This is a genomic window from Xanthomonas sp. LMC-A-07, assembly GCF_030208825.1.
Lineage (GTDB): Bacteria > Pseudomonadota > Gammaproteobacteria > Xanthomonadales > Xanthomonadaceae > Xanthomonas > Xanthomonas campestris.
The window spans coordinates 1-20,951 of the sequence record NZ_JARVTF010000001.1 but is presented as its reverse complement, the minus strand read 5'-3'; the positions used below and the strand labels follow the sequence as shown (position 1 = coordinate 20,951).

General features: G+C 64.6%; 18 protein-coding genes and 1 pseudogene. 1 reads left to right on the top strand and 18 read right to left on the bottom strand.

The window, feature by feature from the left end:
• Positions 1-119 precede the first annotated feature (119 nt).
• The 18 genes from QRM89_RS00095 to tssB all read right to left on the bottom strand — a co-directional run bounded on the left by QRM89_RS00095 (position 120) and on the right by tssB (position 19,723).
• Complete coding sequence (locus QRM89_RS00095; RefSeq protein WP_285447000.1) at positions 120-407, bottom strand: PAAR domain-containing protein; 288 nt, start codon at positions 405-407, stop codon at positions 120-122.
• A 70-nt stretch (positions 408-477) separates the two neighbouring features.
• Positions 478-3,009, bottom strand: a complete 2,532-nt coding sequence (locus QRM89_RS00090) for a serine/threonine-protein kinase (RefSeq protein ID WP_285446999.1) — start codon at positions 3,007-3,009, stop codon at positions 478-480.
• Positions 2,988-3,527 carry an ECF-type sigma factor EcfK gene (gene ecfK / locus QRM89_RS00085; protein WP_103702672.1) on the bottom strand — a complete coding sequence of 180 codons (540 nt, stop codon included), beginning with the start codon at positions 3,525-3,527 and terminating at the stop codon, positions 2,988-2,990. The genes QRM89_RS00090 and ecfK overlap by 22 nt, the downstream gene beginning before the upstream one ends.
• Positions 3,528-3,823: 296 nt before the next feature.
• Complete coding sequence (locus tag QRM89_RS00080; RefSeq protein ID WP_119960900.1) at positions 3,824-4,546, bottom strand: ThuA domain-containing protein; 723 nt, start codon at positions 4,544-4,546, stop codon at positions 3,824-3,826.
• A 104-nt stretch (positions 4,547-4,650) separates the two neighbouring features.
• Entirely contained in the window at positions 4,651-5,385 is a 735-nt protein-coding gene (locus tag QRM89_RS00075) for a hypothetical protein (protein ID WP_285446998.1), read from the bottom strand.
• 60 nt (positions 5,386-5,445) lie between these two features.
• Entirely contained in the window at positions 5,446-6,105 is a 660-nt protein-coding gene (locus QRM89_RS00070) for a type II CAAX endopeptidase family protein (RefSeq protein ID WP_285446997.1), read from the bottom strand.
• Between the two features lie 52 nt (positions 6,106-6,157).
• A complete protein-coding gene (locus QRM89_RS00065) occupies positions 6,158-6,523 on the bottom strand; it encodes a DUF4124 domain-containing protein (protein ID WP_238154123.1) in 366 nt (121 codons plus the stop codon).
• A gap of 429 nt (positions 6,524-6,952) precedes the next feature.
• A complete protein-coding gene (locus tag QRM89_RS00060; RefSeq protein WP_080870226.1) occupies positions 6,953-7,885 on the bottom strand; it encodes a DNA/RNA non-specific endonuclease in 933 nt (310 codons plus the stop codon).
• A gap of 335 nt (positions 7,886-8,220) precedes the next feature.
• Complete coding sequence (locus tag QRM89_RS00055; protein WP_042597878.1) at positions 8,221-8,829, bottom strand: hypothetical protein; 609 nt, start codon at positions 8,827-8,829, stop codon at positions 8,221-8,223.
• Positions 8,830-9,032: 203 nt separating this feature from the next.
• The gene (locus QRM89_RS00050; RefSeq protein WP_285446996.1) at positions 9,033-10,013 is read right to left on the bottom strand and encodes a hypothetical protein; all 981 of its coding nucleotides are present in this window, start codon (positions 10,011-10,013) and stop codon (positions 9,033-9,035) included.
• A 45-nt stretch (positions 10,014-10,058) separates the two neighbouring features.
• Complete coding sequence (gene tssH, locus QRM89_RS00045) at positions 10,059-12,803, bottom strand: type VI secretion system ATPase TssH (RefSeq protein WP_285446995.1); 2,745 nt, start codon at positions 12,801-12,803, stop codon at positions 10,059-10,061.
• 57 nt (positions 12,804-12,860) lie between these two features.
• Positions 12,861-13,901: a type VI secretion system baseplate subunit TssG gene (tssG, locus tag QRM89_RS00040; RefSeq protein ID WP_285446994.1), complete on the bottom strand. Its 1,041-nt coding sequence runs from the start codon at positions 13,899-13,901 to the stop codon at positions 12,861-12,863.
• Positions 13,865-15,757 (bottom strand): type VI secretion system baseplate subunit TssF, encoded by a 1,893-nt coding sequence (gene tssF, locus QRM89_RS00035; RefSeq protein ID WP_285446993.1) that lies wholly within the window; start codon positions 15,755-15,757, stop codon positions 13,865-13,867. Before tssF ends, tssG begins: the two co-directional genes overlap by 37 nt.
• Before the next feature lie 3 nt (positions 15,758-15,760).
• Positions 15,761-16,264: a type VI secretion system baseplate subunit TssE gene (gene tssE / locus QRM89_RS00030; protein WP_115007705.1), complete on the bottom strand. Its 504-nt coding sequence runs from the start codon at positions 16,262-16,264 to the stop codon at positions 15,761-15,763.
• 6 nt (positions 16,265-16,270) lie between these two features.
• Positions 16,271-17,065, bottom strand: a complete 795-nt coding sequence (locus QRM89_RS00025; RefSeq protein WP_285446992.1) for a type VI secretion system accessory protein TagJ — start codon at positions 17,063-17,065, stop codon at positions 16,271-16,273.
• A gap of 66 nt (positions 17,066-17,131) precedes the next feature.
• Positions 17,132-17,635, bottom strand: coding sequence for a type VI secretion system tube protein Hcp (locus QRM89_RS00020; protein WP_042597867.1), 504 nt, complete (start codon positions 17,633-17,635; stop codon positions 17,132-17,134).
• Between the two features lie 82 nt (positions 17,636-17,717).
• On the bottom strand, positions 17,718-19,211 hold the full coding sequence (gene tssC / locus QRM89_RS00015; RefSeq protein WP_114999454.1) for a type VI secretion system contractile sheath large subunit: 1,494 nt from the start codon (positions 19,209-19,211) through the stop codon (positions 17,718-17,720).
• A 2-nt stretch (positions 19,212-19,213) separates the two neighbouring features.
• Positions 19,214-19,723: a type VI secretion system contractile sheath small subunit gene (tssB, locus tag QRM89_RS00010; RefSeq protein ID WP_042597864.1), complete on the bottom strand. Its 510-nt coding sequence runs from the start codon at positions 19,721-19,723 to the stop codon at positions 19,214-19,216.
• A gap of 281 nt (positions 19,724-20,004) precedes the next feature.
• Between tssB and tagK the strand changes: the two are divergent.
• Positions 20,005-20,662 (top strand): annotated as a pseudogene (gene tagK / locus QRM89_RS00005) (transcriptional regulator TagK).
• The last annotated feature ends 289 nt before the right edge of the window (positions 20,663-20,951 follow it).

The window sequence follows — 20,951 nt, the reverse complement described above, 5'->3', positions numbered from 1 at the left end:
CGACAACCTCAACGCCACTTCAACCGCTCACGCATCGCACAGAAGTACTCCCACATCCCGGCACGTATTGCGTGCAACCGCATGCCCAACTTGCACGGCTCCAGCACACAAGCTTCGCCCTATCCAATCAACACCGTAAAACAACCCAGCATGATGACCCCGCCATGCGCAGTGCTGTCGCCCAGGCGTGCCGCCGGCTGGCCGGCGATCAACACCGTGGGCGCACCGGCCACGATGCTATCCGGCGGCCCCACGCACACGCAGCTATCGCCGATGCGCGCTGCGGGCAGGCCGCCGATCAACACCGTGGGCGCACACGGGCCGGCGAGCGGCCCGCCCACATGCGGCACGATGCCGGTGACCATCGGGCAGACGTGCAGATCGGTGATCCGCGCAGCGGGCTGCATGACGCGCTCCAGCGCACTTCCAAGGACTGCAGGATCGGGCAGCGGCGTGCCGGCGACCCGACAATTCGTCTCAGCGTTCGGCCACGCGCGGCGCTGCCGCATCGACGCTGGCGACCTCCGCTGGCAGCGGCGGTGCGTCCAGCGCCGCGAGTGTCTGGCGTACTGCCTGCAACGGCGCTTCGGCGTCGCCATAGATGCCAGTGAGGATCTGCAGCGATTGCTGCGCGTGCTCACGTGCAGCCACAGGGCGGCCCAGCACGCGCTCGGCCTCAGCCATGCCGCGCAGGACCTCCGCCGTCTGCGGATGCGCGCGCCCCAGCACGCGCAGCGCTGTGGCCAACGCGGCCTGCTGTTCGGATAACGACGCGGCCGGCTGCCCGGCGTCCAGCAGCCAGAACGCATGGTTGCTGCGGTAGGCAATGGTGTTCGGCGCAGCCTCGCCGAACACCGCACGCGCGCCCTCCAGGGCCGCGCGGTAGTGCGGGCCCGCTTCGGCCACCTTGCCCTGCTGGCGCAACGCGCCGGCCAGGTTGCCTTCCACCATCAACGTGTCACTGGCGCGTGCGCCGTACAACTTACGGGTGGTGCGCAGCAGTGGCGCCAACTCCGCCTCGGCCGCGGCAAAGTCGCGCTGCATCAGCAGCGACACCGCCAGGCTGTTGCGCATCGACACCACGTACGGATGCTCGGGCCCGCGCATCGCGATGCGTTCGCGCAACAGGCTGCGCTGCAAGGTAATGGCTTCTGTCAACTGGCCGGTTTCGGCCAGCATGCCGGCGTAGAAGTTGCCCGCGTCGATGCGCTGGTCGGTGGTGTTGGCTGCATTGGCCAGCGCGGCAAGATAGGCATGTCGGCTTTGGTCCAGTGCCTCGCTCATGCGCCCCTGATCGCGCAGTGTCCACGCCAGCCGCGCACGCATCGCGTTGCCCACGCTCTGCTGTCTGGCATCACCGTGCGCGGCCTGTGCGATTGCCGCACGCAGTACGCGCTCGGCCTCGGCAGCGTGGCCGCCGCCAATCAACGCCTGCCCCAGCATCGAGGCCGCTGTGAGTGCACGCATGCTGCCCTCCCCGCCCTGCTGTCGCGCCAGCGCGTGCGCGGTACGCAGGTGCGCCACCGCCTGCGGGTAATCGGCCAGTGCAATCAAGGTGCGGCCCAGCGTCAGTTCCACCTCGGTGCGGGCGTCGGGTTGCTCGGCCAGCTCGTGCGCGGCGCGTTGCGAGGCTTGCTGCAACACGCGCAACATCAAGGTCTTGTCCAGATCCTGCGCCACCGCCGGGTCAACGCTGGACAACACCGAACTCATGAAATCGCCGGTCACCCGCGCCAGCTGCGCATCACGCGCAGCCTGCTGCAGCGACCAGACCGTGGCACCCAGCCCGGCCACCACCGCGATCACCGTCAGGCCGCCGGCCAGCACGCCGCTGCGATGGCGCTGGGTGAACTTGCGCAGGCGCAGCAAGCGCCCGGCCTGCAGCGCACGCGGCGGGTAGCCGTCCAGCCAGCGGTGCAAATCGTCCAGCAAGGCCGACACCGACGCATAGCGCACGCCACGTTCGGGCGCGAGCGCGCGCAGCACGATCGCATCCAGTCCGTCGCGCAGCTGCTGCTGCAGCTGTGCGTGCGCGGTGCTGCGCGCCGCACAGATGCGCGCGCGCGCCTCGGCTGGCACGGCCGCCACACGTTGCGACGGTGGTTGCGGCAGGCCATCGCGCCCAGCCACCGGCGCCAACCCGCAACTGAGTTCGTAGAACATCGCGCCCAGCGCATAGATATCGCTGCGCGCATCCACATCCAGCGCGCCGCGCGCCTGCTCCGGGCTCATGTAGCCCGGCGTGCCACGCCCATGCGCGGAGGTCAGGCCCGGGTTGGCCGCATCGATGGCGATGCCGAAGTCGATCACCCCGGGCATCGGCCGGCCATCCACCTCGCTCACCAGCACATTGCTCGGCTTGAGGTCGCGGTGAATCACGCCCTTCTGGTGCGCGTGCTGCACCGCCTCGCTCACCCGCAGCATCAGCAGCACCCGCGCATGTAGCGACAACCGGTGCTCGTCGCACCACCAGGTGATCGGCTCCCCGCGCAGGTACTCCATCACCAGATAGGGCTGGCCGTGCGCGTCGGTGCCCACGTCGTGAATCTGTGCGATGGCCGGGTGCACCATCTGTGCCAGCAGCCGGCATTCGAATTCGAACAACGCCCGGCCCTGCACGTCCAGCGCATCGGCGGCCACCAGCTTGATCGCCACCTCGCGCTCGTAGGTGCCATCGGCGCGGTGGCCCAGATACACCTGCCCCATCCCGCCGGCACCGATCAACCGGTCGATCGCCCACGCACCAAAGCGCGTGCCGGCCGGCAGTTCCGGCAATGGCGCATGCAACGCGGCGGCGACGTGCTTGAGCGGTGCACGCACACGCATGGTGGCCTGCGCCTCCACCGCCAGCATCGCCAGCAACTCGTCGCGCAGCACCACATCGTCGCCGGCCTGCGCACGCGCAAATGCCTCACGTGCCTCCACCGGCAGCGCGCAGGCCTGATGAAACAAAGCCTCCAATCGCTGCCAGGTGGTGGCCGCCAGGCTCATAGCTGCGCGGCCAACCACACCCGCGCAAAGCGCAGGTCGCGTTCCAGCGTTGGCACCGACACCTCAAGTTGCTCGGCCGCCTCAGCCACGCTGAAACCCACCAGTTCGGTCAACGCAAATGCCTTGGCCTTGCGCTCATCCAGCTGTGCCAATTTGTCGAAGGCATCGGCCACCATCAACAAGGCTTCCGGCCGCGCCGCGCCATCGGACAGACTGATCGTCAGCGTCACCGCCTGGCCCAGCCGCTTGGCGCTGGCCTGTTGCCGCGCCAGGTCCACCAGCAGGTGGCGCATCTGCAGCGCCGCCACCGCATAGAAATGCGAGCGCGAACGGAAGCCCTGCTGGCCCTGCTCCAACCGCATCCAGGCCTCGTGTACCAGCTCGGTCGCCTGCAGCCCCACCCGCGCATCGCGCCGCAACACCCGCAACGCCGTGGCGCGCAATACGTCATAGACCTGCCGCGCCAATGCATCGCCCGCGCCGGGTTCATCGCGCTGCCAGGCCTGCAACAACTCGGTGATCGGGAGCTCGGACATCCGGTCCATCTCGCCTGCGTGGACGCGCAGTATCCCGCATTGGGAGCGAGGTGGACTGTTCAATACGTAACGGTTTAGCTCGCTGACACCGGTGGTGTCGACGGGCCGCCTACGCCGGATGGGTAAGCTGCCGGCTGCCGTTGGCGCGCCGGGTGGGCCGCCATCGTCACAGGTGCCGAAACAGTGGCGCCACGGCGCCGTCGCGAGCACAGCCGCGCAATAGGCCTGATTTCTGTCACAACTCTACGAGCCCGCGCGCCATGCCTTTGGCGCAAGCGAACAAGCCAGTAACGCACTCAGCAGCCGGGCGCGTACCCGGCCGCATAGCGCAGCCCCTGGCGCAACTGGGCCAGGAAATCGGTATTGGCATAAACGGCCGCGTCGTGGCCCAGCCCGGTGTACCAGGCCCGGCCGCCGTCGAATACGTGGCACCACGCAATGGGATGATCTGCGCCCATCGTGCCACCGGCATACAGCCGCTCGTCCACCGTGGCGACCACCTGCACCTGCCCGCGTGGATTGTGGCGGTAGTTGTAGATCTCATCGGTGATCGGCCAGGCATCGCCCACCGACTGCCCATCGCGCTCGCGCTGCACGCGGGTGGACTGCAGCCCCGGCGGATGTTTCTTGAACCATGCCCCGACCAATCGCCCATACCAAGGCCACTGGTAGCCGGTATCGGCGGCCGAATGGACACCCAGGAATCCACCGCCCTGCCGAATGAAGCCCTCGAAAGCCTGCTGTTGCGCCGGCGCTAGAATCTCGCCTGTCGTGTTGGCGAACGCCACCACGCGGTAACGCGCCAGGTTGTCGGCAGTGAAGACGTCCGCATCCTCGCTGTGGTCGGCCGCCATGCCCTGCTCTTGCGCAAGTTGCCGTAGCCTCGCCACCGCCGTCGGAATCGACTCATGGCGGAACCCGGCCGTCTTGCTGAAGATCAGCATCCGCTCTGGAGCGGACCCGGCAGTGGCGGTGACGGAGGCGAGCAGACAGATCAGGGCGAGCAGGATGTTGTGCATGCATGCATTGTTGCGCAATCAGCTTCTGATTCAATCGATCAGCACTTCCGGCCCGACGCCGTATGCCGGCGTTTGCGGCGCGCAACGACGCAGGCCACCCACGCTTAGCGCTTGGCCGCCTCGCAGAGCTTGCGATTGAACCAGGTGGACTTGGCGATGGGCAGGTACGCATCCCAGTCGCTGGGCGGCAACATCGTGCTGTTCTTGTCCAGCTCCGCTTGAAACGAGCCCTCATCGCGGCTGCGACCAGCCATGGTCTCGTCCAACGCCGCCAGACACTCCTGCGGGCGGTTCAGGCGCATCAGGGTGAGGGCGCGGTCGTTGGCGAAACGGTCGCGATCAAGCCAGGTGAAAAACTCGCCGCACTCGCCCGCAAAGGCCTGCATGCCTGCAAGTGCTTCGACATAGCGCTTGCCGCGATAGTCGCGCAGGTACGCCTCACGCCGTCGGCTGCTGGCCGCGGAGGTGCAGCCGGCCGGCAATTGCAGATAGTCGCCTTCGAAGCTGGCGCGCATGCCGCAATAGTCGCGGCAGCTGTCCTGGGTCAGCGCGGCGATGCTGAAGCCGCCCGCCACCGGCTTGAACGACAGCTTGCAGGGCGCATCGACAGCATCGCTCACCTCCGCCTTGTCGCCCTGCAGCGTGCCCGATAGCGAACAACTGTGGCCGTTGGCGCCCATGGTGAGAATCTCGAACTGGCGCACCCCGCCCTTGTCGCTGACCTGCAGGCTGCCCAAGCCTTGCTTGGTGCTGTATTCGCCAGGCGTCGGACCGGCCGCCACCGCGCCGAACGCCACGAGCCACACCAGTATCCCGCTCCATCCATATCGCCGTGCCATCGCCGCGTCCTGTGTTCGACCAAAGCGCAAGTGTGCGACATCGCGACGGGGCCAGGCCAGTCAGATGTAGACCATCAACCCCAGTAGATCCAGCGCGCCATGGGCCAGTATCGCCGGCCACAGTCGCCCGCGTCGGGCCACCCACCACCCCAGGATCAGCCCGATTGCAAGGATGCTGATGGCGCCAATCGGTCCCTGGTAGAGGTGATACGACGTGCGGATCGCCACGCTTACATTCACCGCGAAGGCCCGGCCATGTCGCGGCTCCAGGGCGCGGATTACGTAAGCGCATACGAACACCTCCTCGAAGATCGGATTGATCAGCGAGATCGCCAGCACAGCCGTGATCGACAGCTGCCCGGCGACCATCGCATCGAATGGATGCGTGTTGCTCCCCAAGCTCCAGTTCAACAGCGTCAGTGGATAGGTGACCAACAGGCACACCGCCAGCAAGCCGAGCCCCGCCGCCAAGTCGCGCAGCTGCCACTGCAGCCCCAGCGACTGCGGCCTCCATCCGCGGAACCACAGCACTGGCAGCAAGATTGCCAGAACGAGCAGTTCGTAGAACACCATGCCCCACAGGCTCGCGTCGGAGAAGACCGGCTCGACGGCATCGCGCGCGACTGCCGAAACGCTGGACCAGATCGACAGCCCGAATGCGATCGTCACCACGAGCAACAACTCACCCCATCCAGCAGACGCTCCTTGACGTTCTTGCATCGATCTTCCTTGGCATGCATTGATTGCAGATGCGCGACTTGTGACGCCCTTGCTAGCGACAGGCCTGCGCGACCGCCCGTTCGACAGCCTGCATGAACTCCGGATCGCGACGCATCGTAGTATCGGCGCGTGCGCTGTCGCGCACATGGGTAGCGCGCGTACACGCCTCCGGGCTCGGCTGGCGCTCGTAACTGATCAGGCGTAAACCCAGGTTTGATTCCTGGTTATTGCCGGACGCCGCTTGCGTACCCGCCTGCGCAGCTGTTGCCGTTGCCATCGGGGCCGTCGCGGCTTGCTTGTTCCAACGCTTCTGCTCCGCGCCGTCGGCGCACGGCGTGGACTGGTAAACAGTTCCCAGCTTTGCATCGCTGCACTTGTAGGCCGACTGCGCCGCTGCCGGCAACGACAACACGCACATCACCACTGCAAGACTTCTTTTCATTGATGCCTCCCCCCAAACGGCATAGCTTACCCATCCCAGGGCGCGATGCGTCGTTCCTCAGGAGCAGCACTTTTTCTTCGGTGGCGAGGATGGGTAAAGCGCGGCGGGCGGCTTGTTACCCGCCGGCCTGGACCGCCACAAAACCGGGACATTGCCGATGGCAGCGCCAAGCCGACGCACAGTGCTCGCTGACTAATTTCACATGCACCCTCTGTTGCGCGGGAGACGACTCAGCCGGCGGTGGAAGCGCATAGAACTGCGGTTACCGCCGACGCGCAAGCACAGCGGCCGTCGACACATCTTTTTGCGGGCATTGAGCGGCTCGTCGGCACCGCAAGTCGCTGTTATCGACCGATAAGTTAACCTGAACCCGTTACCCCCAGCAACAACAGCCATAACCACCGGCTACTTTTTTGTGCCCTTGCGTAGATTTCCCAGACCACTGAGCACTTGAGCATTGCTGTATGCATTGCATCCCGCCGATGTAGCCTTTGGCCTGATATGGTCCACATGCGGCCCTTGATCACCGGCAACAGTTAGAAGTGGTCCGCCAGAGAAAGGATCGCCCGGGTCATCCGGCGCCAGGTAACCATCAAAGAAGATCCTGTTGACCGTGAGGATGTTATTTATCTGGTAATCCTCGAATTTGCGCGCGTTGCTGATGGAAACACTCTTCAGGTCGCCAGTGACCTCGCTCATGTAGTCGAGCACAGCATAATGTCGCCTTGCGTTCTGCTCGGGGAGATTGAGCTGCGGATAAAGATGGTCCATCATCCACCCTGAATCGCGCATCTGCCAGTAACGCGTAGTCACCAGAATTACTTCGTCTTCGTCAAGCTCGATGTGCTCGATCGCCGGGGGGATATGCGGTATGAAACCAAACGACCAGGACTTTCCGCTTTCGGAGCTTGCAATGGCCGAGAAGGCCGAGGGAATTCGAGGATCGGCGTTGGCGCCATAGGAGATGGTCACAGAAAGCGTGATGCGTCCTTCTCCGGAGCGGATGATTTTCTTAAGCGCTCTTTCAAGGCTCTTCCATGCACCGTGCTGATTGAAGCTGGCGTACATCGGCACGATATTCTGGGGTACGTTCAGCCCACCGAACTGCGTTGCAAGCAAGTGGCCTGCATTGGTATTGAGCGGGCGAAAATCCGGCTTCCCAGGAATGCCCTGCAACGCATACGGCAACGCCGGCTTTTCCTTTTTGTGATTGCCAGGCTTCTGGTCGACTAGCGGGCCTTTGATCAGAATCGGACGCCCGCGTATCGTCCCTCCATACGTGAACATTTCCATTTCCGCATGAATTTCCCCAGCGCTATTGCTTCCAATCACAACCATAAATCCTCCAGAACTAGTTCTCGCAAAAAAAGAGGAATAATTAGTAAATTGAAGCAGACCCGATCCTCTGCGCTTCTATTTCAGAATCGTCATACTTTCGATCAACCCTAGATCCGCTAGGCTCCACCTAGACAAATAAAAACTTTCACTGCCATCCACAATTGCGACGATCGGCACTCCACGGCGCATTGCCGGGAAACGGGGTCAGGTTGACTTCCAAAGTGAACCTAGCCCCGTTTTTTTGCCCCGTTTTTTTTGTCCTCCGAACCCATGGTCCTCCATGGTCCTCACTTCATCCTGCATTACCGCCGGCGCGCACGCACACTGGCTGTAGGCTACTTAATCAGCCCACAAGTCGCCGCTGTCGACTGATAAGTGAACCTGACCCCATCACCTAAAATGAACCTGACCCCGTTCTTCACTATGTGCTCGCCCTCGACGTACTCGATAGCGAGGAACGGCTGGCCGTCCGACAGCAGCCCGCCGTCGACCAGCCGCGCGATGCCGTGATGCTCGAGCCGCGCCAGCAGCGCGCGCTCGCGCTGGAAGCGCTCGAGCGCGGTGCGCGCGTCGCCGCTCACGCGGCGCAGCAGCTTCAGCGCGACCCGCTGGGTGAAACCGTCCTGCTGGCGCTCGGCGAGGTAGACCACGCCCATGCCGCCCATGCCGCCCTGGCCGAGCCGGTGCAACACGCGGTAGTCGCGCGCGGCATCGGCCGAGAACTGCTCGCCCGAGAGTTCCGGCGCCTCGGCCAGCGCCCAGCGCGTCGCGTGCAGCGTGGTCTCCGACGCCACCGCCTGCCGCATCCACGCGACCTCGGCCAGGAGCGCGGCGTCGCCCGCGCACTCGCGCGCGACGAAATCGGCGCGCTCGTCCGGCGGCAGCTCGTCGGCCGCCGCCACGATGCCCTTCGCCCGCAGGTACAGCGCCTGCCGCTCGTCCATCGCCGCCTCCTCCCCGGTCGGTCGTCAACGCGTGGCTGGCACGGGAGACGACCCGACGCTCACTTCCCGGCGCGTGCCGGGTTCCTTGCGGACGGGGATTGTCGCAGGAACAGGACGAAGACTTGGAGATTCGCCACCGGTCGAGCGCTGCACCGTGATCGAGAGCCAAAATTTGCGATCTCGATGTGGGGTCCGCGATGGACTCAAAGGTGGAACGTGTACTTCGAAGACCCTCGCATTCTTTCAACTTCAACGATCATGCTCTTCACCGTGTCATTGTCGGTGTAGCTGGCGATGGATCCCGGGATGAAACTTGAACTCCTGTCATCAAACATAGCAACGACCTTCGTTCTCATATACATCTCGTAACCGGCGACCAACTCTGCAATGGCTTGTTGCATGGTTATCTTCTTAGCAATTATTCCTCGCTGTGCGATATAGACACTCTCTTGGGTTTTCGGATCTGCGGAGGAAACCTTTTTGTATGCTTTTCCATCGTATATCTTCGCGAAATTCTCCCTGTTGAAGTCCACAAGAGCCTTAGCTTGTCCATCCAGAACATCTGGATGCGTCCTGGATAACGATTTCTCCTTCGTCCTCTGAACAAGGTTATGGATACCGTCTAATCCGGCTGGCGATGTGAATTGCTTCAGAATCAGGCCTTGGTAGTAGACGCTTTCCTCATCAAACGTCGTGACTTCGGTGAGGTAGGCACTCACACCCAGTCCAGTTAGGAGCGCGCCTCTTTCCTCCTTGGGTATGAGTTCGACAAGCCTACGAGTGAACTGGGCTAAGACACTGCTCGCAACATTACCGAGCTTGTTTCCCCCGGTGAAACAGCCTGCCAAATTGATCTTCCGGAAACAGATTCCCTTCTTGGCGAGTCCCGCGACTACCTCGGCGAGGAACTCTGCAGACGGGTTGGACTGAGTCGCGCCTGCGTGAATTAGAAAGTAGAGTCCGTTATCCCGCGAAGCCCCAAGCACATCACTGCTCGCGAAAATGGCCCCCACCACCTCTTCCACCTTCGCGGACTTGCCGAACTCGGCCGATACGACAGTGACCGCGCGGGCGCGGACCGTCCTACCTTTGTATTTTTTGGAAAGTGCTTCAAGATTGTCCGCCAACTCCTGGTCCCCATCACCGTGGTAAAAGGGGATCAGCACGATGTTCTCGCATTGCATGCTCTTTCTCCGTCATTGAAGCTCCTTCGCACCCTCGGAGCGTTTTCAATCGAAGCGATAGTCGAATCCGCCTTCCTTGCGCCCCACTCGTACGCCCGCGATGTCTTTTCCGTCGACCATCCTCCGCAGGAACTCCCGGCTGATCTCCGGCAACATCGAATTGGTCAAAATCGCATCGATCATCCGCCCGCCCGATTCGCTCTCAGTGCAGCGGCTCACCACCAGCTCGACCACCGCGTCGTCGTACTCGAATGGAATCCTGTAGCGCGCTTCGATGCGCTGCTTGATGCGGTTCAACTGCAGCCGCACGATCTTCGCCAGCATGTCGTGGCTCAGCGGGTAATATGGAATCGCCACCAGCCTGCCGAGCAATGCCGGCGGGAACACCTTCAACAATGGTTCGCGCAGCGCTTTGGCCATGCCTTCCGGGTCCGGCAGCAGTTCCGGATCGGCGCACAGGCTGGCGATCAGCTCGGTGCCGGCGTTGCTGGTGAGGATGATCAAGGTGTTGCGGAAGTCGATGCGGCGGCCTTCGCCATCTTCCATCCAGCCCTTGTCGAACACCTGGAAGAACAGCTCGTGCACGTCCGGGTGGGCTTTCTCCACCTCGTCGAGCAGCACCACCGAATACGGTTTGCGGCGCACCGCTTCGGTGAGCACGCCGCCTTCGCCGTAGCCAACATAGCCCGGCGGTGCGCCCTTGAGCGAGGAAATGGTGTGCGCTTCCTGGTATTCGCTCATGTTGATGGTGATCAGGTTCTGTTCGCCGCCGTACAAGGTTTCTGCCAGGGCGAGTGCGGTTTCGGTCTTGCCGACGCCGGAGGTGCCGGCCAGCAGGAACACGCCGATCGGTTTGTCCGGGTTGTCCAGGCCGGCGCGGCTGGTCTGGATGCGCTTGGCGATCATCTCCATGGCGTGGTCCTGGCCGATCACGCGCTTGGCCAGCAACTCGGGCAGGCGCAGCACGGTGTCGATCTCGTTGCGCGCCATGCGCCCGACCGGGATGCCGGTCCAGTCGGCGACCACGGCGGCGACGGCTTGATAATCGACAGTGGGCAGGATCAACGGGGATTCGCCTTGCAGTGCGCCCAGCTCGGCCTGTACCAACTGCAGGTGTGCCAACAGCGTGTCGCGATTCACCTGCACCGGCGCTTCGAGTACCGCTGTGTCACCTGACGCAATCTGCTCGGCATCGGCCTCTGCTTCCAGTGCGCTGCCAGTGCCTTCCAACGGCGCATTACCGCTACGCAGTTGCGCGCGCAACGACAGCAACTCATCGACCAATGCTTTTTCGGACACCCAGCGCTGTTCCAGCGCATGTAGCCGGCTGCGCTCGCCATCCAACAAGCCTGCGCACGCGACAGCACGCTCATCCACCACGATGCCGATCGCGCGCTCGCGCTCGATGATGGCGTGCTCGGTATCCAGCGATTCGATGCGGCGGCGGCTGTCGTCCACTTCGGCCGGAGTAGCGTGCAGGCTCACCGCCACGCGGGCGCACGCGGTATCGAGCAGGCTCACCGATTTGTCCGGCAGTTGGCGTGCGGGGATATAGCGGTGGCTGAGCTTGACCGCCGCTTCCAGCGCTTCGTCGAGGATCTGCACGCTGTGGTGCTGCTCCATCATCGAAGCAACGCCGCGCATCATGCGCACCGCCTTGGCTTCGTCCGGCTCGTCCACCTGCACGGCCTGAAAGCGCCGCGTCAGCGCGGGGTCTTTTTCGATGTATTTCTTGTACTCGGCAAACGTGGTGGCACCCACCGTGCGCAGCGTGCCGCGCGCCAGTGCCGGCTTGAGCAGATTCGCCGCATCGCCGGTGCCCGCTGCTCCACCGGCACCGACCAGGGTGTGGGTTTCATCGACGAACAGGATGATCGGCTTCGGGCTGGCCTGTACTTCGTCGATGACCGCGCGCAGGCGCTGCTCGAACTCGCCCTTCATGCTGGCGCCGGCCTGCAACAGGCCAACGTCGAGTGTGCGTAACTGCACGTCTTTCAACGCTAGCGGCACGTCGCCGCGTGCGATGCGTTGCGCGAAGCCTTCGACCACGGCGGTCTTGCCGACACCGGCCTCGCCGACCAGGATCGGATTGTTCTGGCGGCGACGCATCAGGATGTCGACCACCTGGCGGATCTCGTCATCGCGGCCGATGATCGGGTCGAGCTTGCCCTCGCGCGCCTGCGCAGTGAGATCGGTGGTGAATTTTTTCAGCGCTTCCTGCTTGCCAAGCGCGGCAGGCGCGATGGCACCGCTAGCCTCACCAGGGGCAGCGGTCTGACCGAGCGAAAATCCATCGCTGGGCAGCAGGCCGTCTTCCGGCGAGCCGGCCACGATCTCGGCGAAGTGCTCGTTGAGCACCGCAGGCGTGAGCTTGTCGAACTCCTTGGAGATCGCCAGCAACGCATTGCGCAACCCACGCACGCTCAGGATGCCGACCACCAGATAGCCGGTACGTACCTGCGCCTCACCAAAACTCAGCGAGGCATACACCCAGCCGCGCTCCACCGCTTCTTCCACATTGGCCGACAGATCGGTGACGGCGGTGGAGCCGCGCGGCAAGCCATCCAGCGCGGCGGTGACATCACGCGCCAGCGTGGAGGGGTTGAGTTGGAAGTGCTTGATGATGCGGTGCAGGTCCGAGTCCTGCAGCTGCAGCAACTGATGCAGCCAATGCACCAGCTCCACATACGGGTTGCCACGCAGCTTGCAGAACACGGTGGCGCTTTCGATGCCGCGATAGGCCAGCGGATTGAGCTTGCCGAACAGGGCACTGCGGGAGATCTCGGCCATTGGTGCGTCCTTCGAAGTCAGTACATCGGTCGTGAGCGAATCAAGTGGCCGGGCGCCTCACCCGGAGGGGCGCAGCAATACGTCGTCGGCATCGGCAATGCTCCAGGCGCGGCGGCCAAGCCAGGTATCCAGGCCCAGCCGGCTGTTGCGTGCCAGGCGCGGGGTGGGTACCTCGTCGGCCTTGAGCAGCAACTGCAGCTCCCAGCCGAATTCGTCGCCCAGATAGCTGCGCACTGCAGCGGTGAGTTGGCGCAACGCCTGCCCGCCGGGCAGGAAGCGTTGAAAGGCGATGCGTGGCAGCGGCCCCAGGCGAATACGCACGCGCTGTTGCGCGCCACGCACCTGTGCGCCCACCACGCTATCCACACCCAGGCGCGCATTGCGCGGGCCGATGCCTAGCTGCAGGTGCGCATCGACAGGCAGGCGCATCCATTCGGCGATGAACTCCTGCACCTGCACCGGCCAGGCAAACAGTTGCTGCAGCAAGGCACGCAAGCCTTCCGGTGTGCGTGTCGCCGCACCGAGGCGGCCGGCGTAGTAACGCCGTGCGTCGTCGGGCAAGGCATCGCGGTCGCGCAACTGCGGGCTGGCGATACCCACCAGTGCATCCAGCCACGCACGGAACTGGTCGCTCGCCGGGCGCTCGGCCTGCACGCTGGGTTGCGCCTGCGCCCAGGCGCGGTAGAACAGGCTCAGCATGCGGTGATGGAACACATCGGCGAACGCGGCGAAGGTGCCGTCCTTGGCTTGCTGCGCACGCTCGATGGCGTATTCGGTGAGATGCAGCGGCAGCGGCGCATTCGGCCCGAACAGGCCGAGAAACACGCTGTATAACGCGGCCGGTTGAGCGTCTTGCTGTGGCACGTAGCGTTCCAGCGCACGCGGGGCGAAGGCCAGCGACGGCAGATGCCGCAAGCGCACCACGTCGTCGCTTGAGCGCGCGGATTCGCCCAGGCGCGGCTGCTGCGGATGGCAGCGCTCGATCGCGCGCAAGGCCGCAAACGGGCTGAAGTCGTGTGGCCGGGCCTGCAGCGCCTGTTCCAGCGCGGCGGCGGCCGCGCTCACAGACGCGGGCGGGAGCCGGGCTGAGCGGGCCATCGGGCCACCTCGTTGCGTTCGGTGGTGCGCAGCACCGTTTCGGTAAACGAATTCACCGAGACGTAGCGCGCAAAGAAGTGCCGCAGTACCGAGGCCAGCAGGAACGCGCCGGTGCCTTCGAAAGCGGCGTCCTCGCAGGTGAGCGTGATCTGCAGCCCGCGCCCGAAAGTGATCGGGCCAGGCACCGGAATGCGCCGCACGATCGGCGTGCCACTCACCTGTTTGATGCCCTCGATCTGCCGCTGTGCGGAGGCGTCGAACGGGTCGCAGTACAAGGTGAGGATCTCGCGCAGCGCCGCAGCACTGGTGCTTTCGCCCGGGCCATCGTCGAACAGCGACAGATAATTGAGCTGCAATTGACTGAGCAGGCGCCACGCAGTTTGCCCATCGGAGAGCGCCGGGCGTGGCTTGGTCGGGCCGGCCACGCAGCGCACGCTCTGCACCGGCACACCGCTGTCCATGCTGAAATCGGTGCTGCCCTTGCCCACCGGCATATGCAGCGGCAGATCGCGGTTGCTGCACCACAATTGCAGGCCCAGCTGGCGCAGCCGTGTGCTGTGCGGCTGGTCGTCGGCGTCCACCAAACTGACGAAGACCTCGCTGCCCACATAGCTGGAGCGCGCACCGTCGCGGCGCTGGCGTGCCGACAGCAGCCTTGGCTCACGGCGCATGGTGTAGAACGCGCCGTGCCGCGCATGCCAGGTGCGCGCATCGCCGCCGTAGAACGGCGTATAGCGCTGCTCCGGCTCCTGGCGGTCGCCAAAACCTTCCACCTCGCCCAGGTGATGGATCTCGAAATCCATCGGCCGGGTGCGGTCGGCCAGCACGTGATAGTCGTGCTGACCGGTGTGCAGGTGGATGCGGTCGGCGCGACGTTCGAACAGATTGATCGCCGGCGTGCAGAACAGCTTGAAGTGCTCTGCGCTTACTGCCGCCGCCAGTGCGGGCACACTGCGCTCCAGCAACACCACGATTTCGAAACTGCTGCCATGCAGGCGACGCAAAGCGGCGCGCAGGCCGGTGAGTTCGGCGAACAGGAAGCGCTCCGGGCAGGCGAAGTATTCCTGCAACAGCCGGTAGCCGCTGAAGGAGCGGCCGTCGTAGGGAATCAATGCATCGTCGTCGGCGAAGCCGCGCGTGCGCAGTGCATCGGCACCAAGCAGCAGCTCGCGCGCGGCGCCGCCGGCATCGCTGCCACGCACCACCACACCCGCGCAGTCGCCGTGCACTTGTTCGTACAGGCGCTTTGGCAGGCCATCGGCGCCGGCCAGGAACAGCGGCAGTGCATCCAGCGCCAGATCCTGCGCCTGTGCGCCGCCCACCACCTCCAGGCGCAGGCGGATGCCGGCACGCACGCTGCGCCCGGGCGGCACCACCACACCGGCAGCGGCCAGCGCGGCCGGCGAGTCCAGGTACTTGGCTTCGGTCAATTGCAGCGGCCACAGCGTGACCGCATGGGCGGTGCGGAATTCGCAGGCGGTGCGCTCGCCGGCGCCGATCAGGCTGCGCAGCGCACTGTGGCGCGGCACCGCCACGCCGGCGGCCAGGCCGCTGTCTTTCAGGTCCGGCTGCAACTGCACCACCGCCATCGATGGCAGCGGTGCCAGATAATGCGGGTAGACCATCTCCAGCAGGTGCTGGGTGAACACCGGATACTGCGCATCCAGCTTGAGCTGCACGCGCGCGGCCAGAAACGCAAAGCCTTCCAGCAACCGCTCCACGTAAGGGTCGGCGCATTCGAACGCGTCCAGGCCAAGCCGCCCGGCAATCTTGGGATACTCGCGCGCAAACTCCGCGCCCATGTCGCGCACGTGCTGCAATTCGCGGCTGTAGTACGGGAGCAGGCGCGGATCCATGGCTCAGCCGTGCCCTTCGACAACGTCGAGCCGGCCGGTTTCCAGGTCCAGCGCGGTCTTCAGATACAGGTTCAACGGCAGCGGCTGCGCCCACATCTCCGATTCGATGGTGAACAGCAGCGAGCGCCGGTCCATGCGCGCGCCATCGGCATGCACGCTCACACGCAAGGTCTCTGGAATCAGGCGCGGCTCGAATGCCAGGATCGCCTCGCGCAACCGCTGCTGCAGCGCCGCCGCATCGATGCCGGTGACCGCAACGCCGGCCAGATCGGGAATGCCGAAATTGAGCACCGAGCGTTGCACCTGCGGGTGCGCATCCAGCGGATGGCTGGTGTCCAGATTCACGGTGTTCAACAACCACGACAGGTCGCGGATGACGCATTCGCGCAGGCGCGTGGCGGAGATGACGCGTTGCTCGCGGCTCTCATCGCGTTGGCTGGGTGCGGTGTCGGTCAGCCGGTCCAGCAGCGAGGGCTGCAGGCGTTCGGTGGTGGTGAGCTCGGCCATGGCGGGTCAGTCCGCGTCGAACTGCACGTCGCGCACTTCGAGCAGCGCCACATCGCGCGCCTCGGTGCTCCACATGCGCTGGCCCAGGCCGATGTCGCCCTGCGCGCCCTGGGTCCATTCGGTGCGGCGCGCCAGCTGCAGTTCGCCGGCATCCAGATGCTCGCTGCCGGGATAGCGCACCGGTACATAACCGAATGCCTGGCCGCCATTGCGCCACAGCACGCTCACCGGTGCCCACACGGTGTCGCGCAGATCCACCGGTGCTTCAAAGCGCAGCTGGCGGAGCTGGCTCAGCGGTGCCCAGGCATAGCCGCTGTCGAGAATGAGTTCGATGCACGGGCCAAAGCGCGGGTCGGCATCGGCCAGCCAGTCGAAGCGCTGCCCATCCAGCGTACCGGCGCTCGCAGGTGCCTGCTCAAAGGCCTGCGCACGCAACAACGCGGCCTGTTCGCCATGCCCTTGTGCGGAGAGTTGCAAGGCCTGCAGCTGCATCGCCAGCCAGGCAGCCGGTTCACCGATCACATGCGGCAGGCGCGTGCCCGCGAACACCTCGGCGCGCGTCTGCTCGGCGTGCAACACGGTGAGATAGGTCTGCACCAGCGGCTTGGTGCTGCTGTCCAATTCGGCGCAGGCACGCAGCTGGTCGGCCGCGCGCGACCACTGGCCCAGCACGGCCAGCAGCTGGAACAGGAACACGCGTTGCGCTGCATCGGCCGGTTGCCGGCGCACCTGCTGGATCAGCTGCTGCAGCGCCTGTGCCGGCTCGCCACGGGCAAGCAGGGTCTGTGCGGTGGCATCCATCGCGCGGTTCCTTGTTGGAAGAGGGGCGACGCCGGGTGCGGCGCCGCCGGTCATTGCCGTGTTGAATTACGCCTTCGCGACACCCTGGATGTCGTAGGTGAATTCCTTCGCGCCGCCCTGCGCGATGCCCTTGTCGTCCTGCGGCTGGAAGCCATACTTGAACTTGCCGAAATGCAGCGTCACGTTTTCGGTCAGGCGATCTTCGCCACCGGAACCGCCGGTGGACAGCGAGGTGATCAGCACGCCTTCGCTCAACTCGATGGTGAGAAAGTCGCTCTGCTCGCCGGTGGCATTGGTCACATACAACCAGGCGCCATCCACGCGCGCGCCGGTGCACACCGCATCCAGCAATGCGTTCGAACAACCATCGACATACTTGGTGATGGAGATGTCCTGGATATGCGCCTTGCCGCCGCTGGCCGAGCCGCCGCCGGTGTGCAGGTCGCCGGAATTGCTCGCGCCCCACGACCACGCCAGGATCGGGATCTCGCCCTTGTGCTTCTTGTGGTTGGATGCGCCTTCGATCTTGACCTTGCCGCTGCCAAACTTGATATGCATGTCGAACGCCATGGAACTGCTCCTTCGCTAAGTGGGAAACACAGGGGCGCGACGTGCCAGATGCACGCCGTCGCCGTGACGCAAACGCGTCGGATCAGGCCTTGGCGGCCGAGGGCAAGCGCGACACCAAGCGCAGGGAGACGGTGAGGCCTTCCAGCTGGTAGTGCGGCTTGAGGAAGAACTTGGAGCTGTAGTAACCGGGCGCGCCTTCGACCTCTTCCACCACCACTTCGGCAGCGGCCAGCGGCTTGCGCGCCTTGGTTTCTTCGCTGGAATTGGACGGGTCGCCATCGATGTACTGGGTGACCCAGCGCGTGAGCCAGCCCTGCATCTGTTCGCGATCGGAGAACGAGCCGATCTTGTCGCGCACGATGCACTTGAGGTAGTGCGCAAAGCGGCAGCACGCAAACATGTACGGCAAGCGCGCGCCCAGTGCGGCATTGGCGGTGGCATCCGGGTCGTCGTATTCGTCCGGCTTGTTCAACGATTGCGCGCTGATGAAGGCGGCCATGTCCGAGTTCTTGCGGTGTACCAGCGGCATCAGGCCCATCTTGTCGAGTTCGGCCGAGCGACGGTCGGTGATCGCCACTTCGGTGGGGCACTTCATGTCCACGCCACCATCGTCGGTGGGGAAGCTGTGCGTGGGCAGGCCTTCCACCGCGCCACCGGATTCGATGCCGCGAATACGCGAGCACCAGCCGTACTGCTTGAACGAGCGGTTGATGTTCACCGCCATCGCATAGGCTGCGTTCTGCCAGGTGTATTTGGCCGAATCGGCACCGGCGGTGTCTTCTTCGAAATCAAATTCATCCAACGGTGCGGTGGCCGCGCCATACGGCAGGCGCGACAAGGTGCGCGGCATCGCCAGGCCGATGTACTTGGCGTCTTCGGACTCACGCAGCGAGCGCCAGGCGGCGTAGTCGGGCGTGGAGAAGATCTTGGCAAGATCACGCGGGTTGGAGAGCTCGCTCCAGCTGTCCATGCCCATCAACTTCGGCGCAGCGGCGGCAATGAACGGTGCATGCGCGGCTGCGGCCACTTGCGCGATACCGTTGAGCAACTCCACATCCGGCGGGCTCTGGTCGAAGTAGTAATCGCCCACCAGGCAGCCGTACGGCTCGCCACCGAGCTGGCCATATTCCTGCTCGTACACCTTCTTGAAGATCGGGCTCTGATCCCACGCGGTGCCCTTGTAGCGCTTGAGCACCTTGCCCAGTTCCTTCTTGCTGATATTCAGCACGCGGATCTTGAGCTGCTGGTCGGTTTCGGTGTTACTGACCAGATAATGCAGGCCACGCCATGCACCTTCGAGCTGCTGCAGATCGGCATGGTGCAGAATCTGGTTGAGCTGCGCGGTGAGCGTGCGGTCGATCTCGGCGATATAGGCCTTGATGGTCTGCGAGACATCTTCGCTGACCACGTCGCTGCGATTGAGCACCTGCTCGGCCAGGGTGCGCACGGCCGATTCCACTTCTTCCTTGGCGCGTTCGCTCTTGGGGCGGAATTCGCGATTGAGCAAGGCGGCAAAATCGCCGTGTTCCAGTGTGTCGGCGGTGCTGCTAGCCAGTGCGGCTTCGGTGGCGGACATGGTCAGGCTCCTTCCGGCTCGGAGGCAGGCTTGGCGGCGGACACCAGCGACTGCAGCAGTGCCGGGTCACGGATGGCTTGCGCAATCAATTGCTCGGCGCCGGCCTTGCCGTCCATGTAGGTGTCCAGGTTGGCCAGCTGCGTGCGTGCTTCCAACAACTTGGCCAGCGGCTCGACCTTGCGCGCGATGGCCGCAGGCGAAAAGTCGTCCATGCTTTCGAAGGTGATATCCACCGCCAGCTCGCCTTCACCGGTGAGCGTGTTGGGCACCTTGAACTGCACACGCGGGCGCATCGACTGCAGCCGGCTGTCGAAGTTGTCGACATCGATCTCCAGGGCCTTGCGTTCTTCCAGCGAGGGCAGCTCGCCGGCGTTAGCACCGGACAGGTCCGACATCACACCCATCACAAATGGGATCTGCACCTTCTTCTGCGCGCCGTAGACCTCTACGTCGTATTCGATCTGCACGCGTGGTGCCCGATTGCGGGCGATGAACTTCTGACTGCTGGCCATGCCTGATCTCCGATTGAGCTTGCCCGTTGCGCCACCGTGCGATGCACGTGCGCTGCATTTGCCTGATTCCGCCGGCCCGGTCTGACGGCCTGGACCGCGCTGTGGCGCCGGGTGTGCGAACCCCGCACCCGCCGCGCACCACGCGTGCCGAACAGGGCCGTGGTGCCGCTTTCTCAGCGCTGCGGCGAGTCTAGGAATGGCCCTGGGCGCTCACCCGACAATTCGTCTCAATCGCATGGATGCGTGATGCATCGCCGATTTCGTGACATCGCCGTGATGGGTTGCCGGCGCTTTTCTCGGTTGATCAAGGGACAGGCCCCGGGGAGTGGGCCGTGATGCACGCGCATGACCATGTCCTACCGCACCACCCTGACCACCGCGCCGATCATGCCTGGCGAGGCCAGCGCCGCGTTGATGATCGACCTGCTGGCGTATATCGAGCAGCACATCGGCGAGGCCGAGCTGGGCACCGACTCGCTGCAGCAGGCCTTCGCGTTATCGCGTGCGTCGTTGTACCGGCTGTTCCAGTCGCGCGGCGGCGTGGCCAGCTATATCCGCGAGCAACGGCTGCGCACCGCGCACCGCTATCTGCAGGCGTACCCGGAGTGCAGCCTGACCTGGTTGCTGTATGAAATGGGGTTTGCCTCTGAACGCCAGTTCCAGCGTGCGTTCCAGCAGCGCTTCGGCATGCCGCCGATCCAGTGGCGCCGGCAATGCCGCGCCGCCCCCGCCGCGCAGACACCGCGGCGTGGCCATTACATGCCGATGTGGCGCTTCATGCGCGAACTCGGCCAGGACGTGCAACCCGAGCGCAACACCCCGCGCACCAGCGCCATCGCGCCCACCCACGGCGCCCCGCTGGTGCATGCCGAAGCCCTGCGCCGACTGGCACGGCCGATACCGCGGTTTGCGGCGCAGCTGGAGCCGATGGACGGCTGAGCGTGGGGCTGGTTGGACCCGAGATGCACGTAGGAGCGCGCTTGCGCGCGATGAGGCCTTCCCGGTAACGCCCATCGCGCCCAAGGGCGCTCCTACGGTGATCCGCACGCATCACGATGCGCATGCCGCTGAGCGCGCTGTTGCCGAGCAACCTCAGGCGAATGACGAGCTGCACACACCTGCGTAGGAGCGCGCTTGCGCGCGATGAGGCCTTCCCGGTAACGCCCGTCGCGTCCAAGGGCGCTCCTACGGTGATCCGCACGCATCACGATGCGCATGCCGCTGAGCG

What these genes read in the sequence shown, in the direction of transcription:
- tssG (WP_285446994.1), bottom strand. Translation starts at nt 13,901, where the DNA reads ATGGCCCGCTCAGCCCGGCTCCCGCCCGCGTCTGTGAGCGCGGCCGCC.
- QRM89_RS00070 (WP_285446997.1), bottom strand. Translation starts at nt 6,105, where the DNA reads ATGCAAGAACGTCAAGGAGCGTCTGCTGGATGGGGTGAGTTGTTGCTC.
- QRM89_RS00020 (WP_042597867.1), bottom strand. Translation starts at nt 17,635, where the DNA reads ATGGCGTTCGACATGCATATCAAGTTTGGCAGCGGCAAGGTCAAGATC.
- tssC (WP_114999454.1), bottom strand. Translation starts at nt 19,211, where the DNA reads ATGTCCGCCACCGAAGCCGCACTGGCTAGCAGCACCGCCGACACACTG.
- QRM89_RS00080 (WP_119960900.1), bottom strand. Translation starts at nt 4,546, where the DNA reads ATGCACAACATCCTGCTCGCCCTGATCTGTCTGCTCGCCTCCGTCACC.
- tssE (WP_115007705.1), bottom strand. Translation starts at nt 16,264, where the DNA reads ATGGCCGAGCTCACCACCACCGAACGCCTGCAGCCCTCGCTGCTGGAC.
- QRM89_RS00065 (WP_238154123.1), bottom strand. Translation starts at nt 6,523, where the DNA reads ATGTGCGTGTTGTCGTTGCCGGCAGCGGCGCAGTCGGCCTACAAGTGC.
- QRM89_RS00050 (WP_285446996.1), bottom strand. Translation starts at nt 10,013, where the DNA reads ATGCAATGCGAGAACATCGTGCTGATCCCCTTTTACCACGGTGATGGG.
- QRM89_RS00025 (WP_285446992.1), bottom strand. Translation starts at nt 17,065, where the DNA reads ATGGATGCCACCGCACAGACCCTGCTTGCCCGTGGCGAGCCGGCACAG.
- tssF (WP_285446993.1), bottom strand. Translation starts at nt 15,757, where the DNA reads ATGGATCCGCGCCTGCTCCCGTACTACAGCCGCGAATTGCAGCACGTG.
- ecfK (WP_103702672.1), bottom strand. Translation starts at nt 3,527, where the DNA reads ATGTCCGAGCTCCCGATCACCGAGTTGTTGCAGGCCTGGCAGCGCGAT.
- QRM89_RS00060 (WP_080870226.1), bottom strand. Translation starts at nt 7,885, where the DNA reads ATGGTTGTGATTGGAAGCAATAGCGCTGGGGAAATTCATGCGGAAATG.
- tssB (WP_042597864.1), bottom strand. Translation starts at nt 19,723, where the DNA reads ATGGCCAGCAGTCAGAAGTTCATCGCCCGCAATCGGGCACCACGCGTG.
- QRM89_RS00075 (WP_285446998.1), bottom strand. Translation starts at nt 5,385, where the DNA reads ATGGCACGGCGATATGGATGGAGCGGGATACTGGTGTGGCTCGTGGCG.
- QRM89_RS00095 (WP_285447000.1), bottom strand. Translation starts at nt 407, where the DNA reads ATGCAGCCCGCTGCGCGGATCACCGATCTGCACGTCTGCCCGATGGTC.
- tssH (WP_285446995.1), bottom strand. Translation starts at nt 12,803, where the DNA reads ATGGCCGAGATCTCCCGCAGTGCCCTGTTCGGCAAGCTCAATCCGCTG.
- QRM89_RS00055 (WP_042597878.1), bottom strand. Translation starts at nt 8,829, where the DNA reads ATGGACGAGCGGCAGGCGCTGTACCTGCGGGCGAAGGGCATCGTGGCG.